The 9000-nt window shown below is 74.5% G+C and carries 1 pseudogene; it reads left to right on the top strand.

Annotation, left to right across the window (positions count from 1 at the left end):
• Positions 1-8: 8 nt before the first annotated feature.
• Positions 9-9000: pseudogene (locus ACIQBJ_RS05355) on the top strand (hypothetical protein); the annotation flags it as partial.

The following is a 9000-nucleotide window of genomic DNA, read 5'->3' on the forward strand; positions in this document are numbered from 1 at the left end:
CGGTCCACGTGTCCCACTCCTCGATCGAGGTCAGCCCCTCGACGGCAGCCTTCTTCTCCGCGATCACCGGCATGCCCTGGCCGAAGATCAACGAGGGCGAGCTGCGCGACATCCGGGACGCGTACGAGCGGCTGTCGAAGGAACTGCCCGAACTGCGCGAGCTGATCGCCAAGGTGGCGGCCACCTGCCGCCGGCAGTTCGAGGGCGCCGCCGCCCAGGCGTTCGCCCGCCAGATGAACTACTTCATCGGCGTCGGCGGCGACAACGACTACGTCACCGCCGCCGCCGAGGCGTCGAAGAAGCTCGCCGACTGCGCGGGCGACGTCGCCAACGCCGTCGAGTACACCAAGTGGATGGCGATCGCCCAGCTGGTGCAGCTGCTGGTCGAGATCGCGCTGGCCATCTTCTGGGCGCCGTTCAGCTTCGGGGCCAGCCTCTCCGGGCTGGTGCTGCGCAAGCTGCTCACCAAGGCCGCGCTGACCGCGCTGATGAAGTACCTGATGAAGACCATCCTGATGCACACCTTCGCCGGCATCGTCGGCGGCCTGCTGATGGACGGCATCATCCAGAACGTCCAGATCGGCCAGGGCAACCGCAAGGAGATCGACAAGGAGTACACCAAGCAGGCCGTGCTGTTCGGCGTCATCGGCGGCCTGCTCGGCGGCCCGCTGGAACTGCTCGGCCTCGGCCTCGGCAAGCTGCTGGGCAGGCTCCTCGGCAAGAGCGGCGGCCGGCTGCTCGCCGACCAGCTCAGCAACTACCTGGTGCACGGCGACCTGCAGGGCCTCAAGGGCCTGCTGAAGGCCGCCGCCGAGGCCGCCGAGGCGAGCGGGAAGAAGGGCCCGCTCGGGGCGATCGGCAAGAACGTGCTGAAGGCGTCCGAGGAGGAGCTCCTCAAGATGACCTTCACCAAGAAGGAGGCCAAGGCCTTCGCCCGCGAGCTCGGCAGCCTGATGGAGGCCGCGACCGAGCAGCTCCAGCACGGCTTCGGGAAGTCCGGCGCGGGCACCCTGTCGGAGATCTTCGTCAACGAGATGGAGACGGTCTTCGGCAAGCACCTCGGCAGCGGCCTGGCCGAGGGGGAGGCCCGGGCGATCGGGCGCGAGTTCGGCGAGGCCTTCGTCAAGCACTGGGGGGCGACCACCGGCGAGCGGGTCGGCGGGGCCGAGATGAAGGAAGGGCTCGCCCACGTCCTGGAGAACCGGGGCCTGAGCGGCCGGCACGTCACCATGCTCAGCGAGCACCTGCCCGGACTCGCCGGGAACATGTCCCCCGGCAACCTGGGCTACCGCCTCGGCGGCTACCTCGGCGGCTACCTGCAGAGCGGCGTGCAGAACGTCCTCACCGAGGGCTTCTACAACCTGATCTTCGGCGAGGACCACGAGTTCAGCGTCTCGGCCGGCAGCTTCCTCGGCGGCATGCTCACCGGCGTCATGGGCCACGTCATGCACCTCGGCACCGAGCCCCTGATGAAGCGCTACGTCCACTGGGTGGAGACCACCCAGCACCAGGCGATCGCGGACGGGGCCTCCGACTACTTCCCGCTGTACCACCCGATCAGCTTCGCCGCCCTCGCCAGCCTCGCCTCCGGCAAGGTCGTGCCCTTCCCGGTGCCCCGGGTCGGCCACCGCAGCGACGTCGGCTTCGACCCGAGCGTGCTGCACAAGGGCGACCTGGAGGACCTGGCCGACGCGATCGGCCACGCCGCCGGCAAGAAGTTCGACTCCCCGCCGGCCGACCCCGAGGTCGCCGAGCTGATGCAGACCCTGCTGCGCTACGCCGACTTCACCACCGAGGAGAACAGCGAGCACACCGGCCTGGCCGCGCTGCGCTTCCTCGGCGACATCAACGACACCGGCCTGCACGCCCCGCCGCCCACCCCCCGCCCGACCCGCACCAGCGGCGGCGACCGGCCCGCGCCGACGCACCCCGCCGCCGACACCCCCACGCCGACCCGCACCCAGTCCCAGGGCCACCAGGACGTCACCCCCGCGCCGACCCCGCCCCGTCGCACCGCCGACAACACCGCGCCCGGCGACGGGAGTTCGCCCACCACGCCGGCGAACACCGCGACCGCGACCACCGGCGGCCCGGGCCGGCCGGCCCCCGTCCCGACCAGTTCCGCGGCCGGGCACCCGACGACCGCGCCCGCCGGGACCGGCCACCTGCCGCCCGCCACCGGGCAGCACGCCACCGCCACCGCACCCCTCGCCCCCGCCCCCCTCGCCCCCGTCCCGACCAGCTCCGCGGCCGGGCACCTCCCGGCCGGCTCCGAGGCCCCCCGCCCGACCGGCGGACCGGACGGGAACCCGCCGCACGACACCGCCGCCCCGCCGCTCGCCCCGCCGCCCCCGCCCCCCGTGCCACCGATGCCGCCGCACCGGCCCGACCCGGTCGCCGACGGGCAGCGGAGCCCGCAGCGGGACACCGCCCCCGGGGCCACCACCCACCTGGCGGACGACCTGCGTCCCGCCCCGCTGCCGCCCGCCGGGCCGCTGCCGCCCGCGCTCCGCCGCGAGCGCTGGGAGCTGCCCGACCTGACGCCCGAGCAGCGCGCCCAGCGGATCGCCAACCTGTCCACCGCGGACCGCCGCCTGCTGGCCCGCGACCACGGCTTCGTCGAAGCCCTCCGCGACACCCTGTCGACCACCGAGTTCGCCCGCACCGCAGCCCAGTTGATGGTGCACGTCGACCCGCGCGCGGACCGGCCCGCCAGCGCCCGGCAGGAGGCGCAGCGGCAGATCGCCCGACTGCTGCACGACCACGCCACCATCGAGCGGATGCTGAAGAACGGCGCCGACGTGGTCGTCGTCCCCAAGGACGTCCGGATGACCGACGTCCCCGACCTGCGGGACCTGCGCGGCACCCGCACCGACTCCGGCGGCGGCCGCGGCTACGACGAGGTCCGCGGTGCCGGCGGCCGGCACTCCGCCGTCACCGAGGAGAACCTGCTCGGCGAGCACACCCCCGTCGGCCCCGCCCCGCACTACCCCGACGGCTACTCCACCACCACCCACGAGTTCGGCCACACCCTGCACGAGTACGGCCTGGACGCCGCCGACCGGAAGCTGGTCACCGACGTGTTCCGGGACAAGCGGGCCCGGGCCGACGCCTGGGAGGAGTTCCGGCCCGGCTGGGAGGAACACCGTCGCCAGTGGCAGGACTTCACCGCCCGGCGGGCCGAGTTCGAACGCACCCGCAGGCCCGGCGACGAGGCCGCCGCCGCGCAGTGGAAGGAGGCCGCCGCCGGCTGGGAGCAGGTCCACACCGCCTGGGAGCAGGCCCACCGCGAACACGCCGCCCGCGCCCCCCGCTGGTCCGACGGCCCCTACGCGGACGCCGGCGGCCGCCGCAACTACGGCGCCCGCGACGAGCAGGAGTACTTCGCCCAGGTCACCAACGCCTACCTCGGCACCAACCACGGCCTCGACCCGCACACCCTGCAGCCGCGCAACAACGGCGCCGACTGGGTCCGCAAGCACGAGCCCAAGCTGCTGCCGCTGCTGGAGAAGCTCTACGGCCGCAAGCCCGCCGAACCCGACGGCGGCCCCGCCAACCCGGTGCGCCGCACCACCGCCGAGAACGAACTGTACGAAGGGCTGAGGGAGTTCACCGACCTGGTGGAGAACGGCCCCGCCCCCGACACCGGTGCGCCGAAGCCCCCCGCCGCCCGCCCCGAGGACGGCACCCCCGAGGACAGCACCCCCGAGGACGGCACCCCCGAGGACGGCACCCCCGAGGACGGCACCCCCGAGGACGAGCGGCCCGCCCCCGCGAAGCCGGGCCCCCCGGCCGCCCCGCCGGTCGCCACCCCGCCCACCTCGCCCCTGCCGCAGACCCCCGGCGCCGAATCCCCGCCGCACACCCCCGACTTCGGGTCGCTGCCGCACACCCCCGACCTGGACTCGCTGCCGCAGACCCCCGGCGTCGAATCCCCGCCGCACACCCCCGGCTTCGACTTCGGGCCGCACCAGCCCGGCGCCGAGCCCGCGCCGCTGCTCCAGATCGACCACTCCGGCCTCTGGCACCGCGCCGAGCACCCCGACGGCACCCCCGCCGGCGTGCTCCGCCCGCGCCACGAGGACGGCCCCGGCCGGCCCCGCCCCGTCACCGGGCCCAACGGCGTGGTCCGGGTGCACGACTGGACGACCGTGCCCGGCGTCCGCCCCGATTCGCCGCTCGCCCTGTTCGCCTCCAACTGGCGCCGCCCCGCGCACGAGCCCGGCCACACCTACTACCCCGAGCACTGGGACGCCGCCGAGGTGCACGTCCAGGTCCGGGCCGCCGAACTCGTGCCGCTGCGCCGGGTCGACCTGCCCGACGGCGGGACCTACTGGGTCGGCGAGTCCGCGGGCGTCCGGATCGAGGGCATCCGCACCCCCGACGGCACCCTGCTGCACCGCCCCACCCCCGACCAGCCGCCGCAGCCCCACCCGTACGGCGAGGGCGACCCGCAGCCGCAGCGCCGCGGCTACCTGCTGCCCGGCTACCCGCCCGCCGGGGCGCCGCACGAGACCACCTGGGTGCGCGAGACCGAGGACCACTACGAGCACTGGCCGATCGACCTCGACGAGACCGCCGGCCGCGACCTGCCCACGAGCTGGACGCCCGAGCAGATCCGCTACGCGGTCGGCCGGGTCCTCGCCGACGCCGACACCGCGGGCCTGGTCGACCACGGCGCCGAGGACGTCACCGTCGTCGGGGAGTTCGCCGGCGTCCGGATCGAAGTCACCCTGGACTACGGCGACATCACCGACTACCGGGGCGTGCCGGTGCGGGTCGTGCCGGAGACCGACCCGCTGCACCTGATGGTCAGCCCGGCGCGGGACGGGCAGGGCTTCGACGTCCACCGCAACGACCTGCCGGACGGCGACCGGGAGACCCTGATCACCGTCCGGGTGGCCCTCGACACCTCGCAGTTGCGGACCGTGCCCGACCGCGACACCCGGCTGGAACAGCTCCGGCAGAACGCCCGCGACGGCATCGACAGCATCTACAACCGGGGCCAGCGGCTGCCCGACGGCGACCTGCTGCGGGTCCGGGTGCAGTTCGTCCGCCCCGACCAGGACCACCACATCGAGGTCACCGTCCACCCCGAGGAGATGCGGGAGGACATGTACAACTGGAGCCTGGAGACCACCCCCACCACCGTCGCGCACGAGATCGGCCACCAGCTCGGCCTGCCCGACGAGTACCGGGAGAGCGTCCGCCGGCCGCGCCCCGTGTACCTGGACGGCCTGATGGGCGGTGCCATGCGCGAGGCCAACGGCCGGATCGACATCGACATCGACAACCCGCACGGCAAGCACCTCACCGAGAACGAGCAGGCGTACCTCCAGCCGCGCAACCTCCGCCAGCTCGGCAACGCCATCGACCGGGCCCGGCACCTCGCCCGGCAGGACGACGCCGACACCCCGCCGCACGACCCGGTCCCCGACCCGCGCACCGACGGCGACCTGCCCACCCGCGCCAACTTCCGCCTGACGGTCCGCCAGGAGATGCTGCGCGGCAGCGAGGACGGCGGCGGCCACCTGCTGCCCCCGCAGGGCTCCGCCCGGCACCGGCCCGTCCCCGTCCCCGGCAGCGAGCACCCCAACGGCACCTACCGGGCGCACGTCCGCCGGACCACCGGCCCGCTCGGCGACCACACCGAACTGCCGCGCCGCGCCGCCGAGGACACCACGACCCCCCGCGAGCACGACACCCGGGCCATGTTCCCCCCGCACTGGACCGAGGACCACGCCGTCTACGCCGCCGAACAGGCGTACCTGGACGCCCGCCGCAACGGCGGCGTCCGCCCGTCCGGCCTCGGCCACCAGTGGTCCGGCGTGTACGGCGGCGTCCGGATCGAGGGCGAACTGCGCGGCGACGAGTTCGTCTCCTTCCGCCCCTCCGACGACCAGAGCGGCCTCACCCCCGCCCCCCACCTGCCCGACCTCGGCACCCTGCGCCCCTTCGACCAGCGGGTCGACGACCTCACCCGGTACGGCGACCGGCACACCCTCGACGGGGTCCACCAGCGGGTCGACCCCGCCGTGGCCCGCCGCCGCGGCATCCGGATCGGCGACCCCGTCCACACCCACGACAACGGCGTCCACCGGGCCCCCGTCCGCTTCCTCGACCCGAACGTCCGGCCCGGCTCGCCGGAGGCCCGGCGGCCGAGCAACTGGCACCGCCGGGCCGACCGCCCCGACCAGGCCTTCTACCCCGACCACTGGAACACCGCCCGGATCGAGGAGGCCGTCCAGGAGGCCCACCGCAACGCCACGGCCGAACTCCTCCCCGACGGCCGCACCGTCCGCTGGACCGGCACCGCGCACCTCCCCGGCGAGCACCTGCCGATCCGGATCGAGGGACTCACCCGCGACGGCCGCCACCTCGCCCACCGCCCCGCCGACCAGCAGCCCCACCGCGACTGGCGGGCCGACGCGGTCGCCGAGGTGTCCCAGCCCCGCACCGTCGTCCTCCCCGGCACCGGCCTGCGGGTGACGGTCCGTCACGTCCGCTTCGAGAGCGGCCAGACCGGCGTCGAGATCACCGCCCCCGTCCACCTCGCCCCCGAGCACACCACCCCGCAGCAGCGCGAAGAGTTCCTGGCGGGCTTCCAGCAGTACGCCGACGACCACTTCGCGGGCCTGCCCGGCGGCCGCGACGGACTCGTCCGGCTCCGCCTCACCGCCGTCGACGACCCCGCCGCCGCGCACGCCACCCTCGACCTCTCCACCGCCACGCACGCCGACTTCCCCGACCTCGTCCCGCACCTGCACCAGCAGGCCGGCGGCGACCTCCCCGCCCACCTGCGCACCCTCGGCGGCACACCCCCCGCCGAGGGCTGGTTCCGGCTCCCCTCCCGGCACCCCGACCCGCAGCCCCTGCAGGAGCCCGTCACCCCCGGCACCGGCCACCGCCCCACCAGCGACACCGACCTCTCCCGCGCCGCCACTCAGGACTTCCACCCCGAGGCCCGGCGCCGCGGCTCCTCCCGGCCCCGCGGCTGGACCGACGCCGACCTCCGCCTCGCCGCCCACCAGGTCCGCACCAGCAGCACCGGCACCGTCCACCCCGACCGCCCCCGCACCACCGTCCACCAGGGCGAGTACGACGGCCACCGCTTCGAGGTCCACGTCCGCGACGGCCTCATCCGCAGCTACCGCCACCTCCCCGACACCACCGTCCAGCCGCACGACGCCGTCCAGCCCCACGACGTCGAGATGGCCGAACCGCACCACGACGTCGACATGGCCGAACCCCCGCAGCACGACGTCGAGATGACCGGCCCCCCCAACACGTCCCGCAAGCCGGGCGAGGAGAAGCCGGAACTCCCCGGACCCACCCCGGCCGGACGCTGGGCGAACGCCGAGAACAACGGCCTCTGCCTGCTCGACTCGCTCGTCCTCTCCCTGCCCCACCTCCAGGGCCCGGGCGGCCGCGTCGCCGCCGTCGAGCGCATCCGCGCCCGGATCGAGGAGTACTACAGCAGCCGCCCCGCCTCCGAGTACCCCAGCGACGTCGGCAACGCCTACCACCGCCAGGCCGACCGCCGGACGCCGATCCCGGTGGAGAGGCTCCGCGAACACGTCCCCGCCGAGTTCTCCGTCAGCACCCAGGACCTCCACCCCGAGGACCTCCGGAGCCAGCTCGCCGAACGCTTCTTCAACCTGGACGTCCCGCTCTCGTCGAGCGAACGCGACTCCCTGCTGCACACCATCCGCAACTGGCGGACGGAATGGGGCGGCGACACCGGCGAGATGCTGCTCCCCGCCGCCGCCCACGCCCTCAACCTGAACATCCGGGTGATCAGGCACGACGGATCGCCCTACCCGCCGATCGGCCCCGAGAACGGCCACCCCGTCACCGTCTACTACAACGGGCACAACCACTACGACGGCACCGTGCCGCTCGCCGAACACAGCCTGCTCGACATCCTCACCACGCACGCCCCCACCCAGGTCACGTCCGCCCTCGACACGGCCGGCGCGGCCCTCCGTCCCGCCGGACGGCGGCCCGACCTCGTCGACGTCGCCCAGCACTACCTGGACCAGACCCGTCCCGGGGACCTGCCCCAGGACATCCGGTCCCGGACCCGGACCGCGATCGAGTCCGAGAACAACACCCTGCTGCTCAACACCCTGCGCCGGGACGTCTCCTCCTGGGCCGACCACACCCCCCAGAACCGCGAGGCGCTCCCCGCCGTCCTCGCCCACGCGCTCGGCCTGCGCCTGCGGGTCCGCCACGAGGGCGCCGAGAACGAGGCCGTCGAACACCTGGGCCCCGAGCACGGCACCCCCATGGACCTGGTCCGCCGCACCGACGGCACCTACGAGCTCCTCCCCCCGCGCGACCTCGACGCCGAACGCCAGAGGGCCCAGGAGCAGGCCCGGCAGGCCTACCAGGACCAGGCGCGCCAGAAGGAGGCGGAGCGCCTGAAGGACGACGAGAAGAAACTGGCCGAGCAGGAAGAGGCCGACCGCTGGGCCGAGGAGGAGGCCCGGCAGGAGGAGGCCATTCGGAAGGAGGCGGAGCGCCTGAAGGACGACCTCCGGGAACCCACCGCAGAGGAGATCGCCCGCCACCGCGCCGCCCAACGCGAATGGGAACGCCGGATGGCCGAGGAGGCCGACCAGCGCCGCGCCGCGGACGCCGAGCACTGGGCCAGGGAGGACGCCCGGCAGGAGAAGGCCCGCCGGGAGGAGGACGAGCGCCTGAAGAAGGACCGCGAGAGGGAGATCGAGCAGGAGAACTGGGAGGAAGCCGAACGGCTGGCCCAGGAGATGAGCTTCCGGGACGAGGCGGACCGTCGCCTGACCGAGTGGAAGCAGGAAGCCGAGCGCGCGCGCCTCCGGCCGCAGGACGACGAGCACGCACAGGAGTTGAAGGAGAAGGCTGCCCGGGAGGCTCAGGAGGAGGCGGACCGGAAGGCGAAGGAGAAGGCTGCCCGGGAGGCTCAGGAGGAGGCGGACCGGAAGGCGAAGGAGAAGGCTGCCCGGGAGGCTCAGGAGG

The organism is Kitasatospora sp. NPDC088391 (genome assembly GCF_044753345.1).
Lineage (GTDB): Bacteria > Actinomycetota > Actinomycetes > Streptomycetales > Streptomycetaceae > Kitasatospora.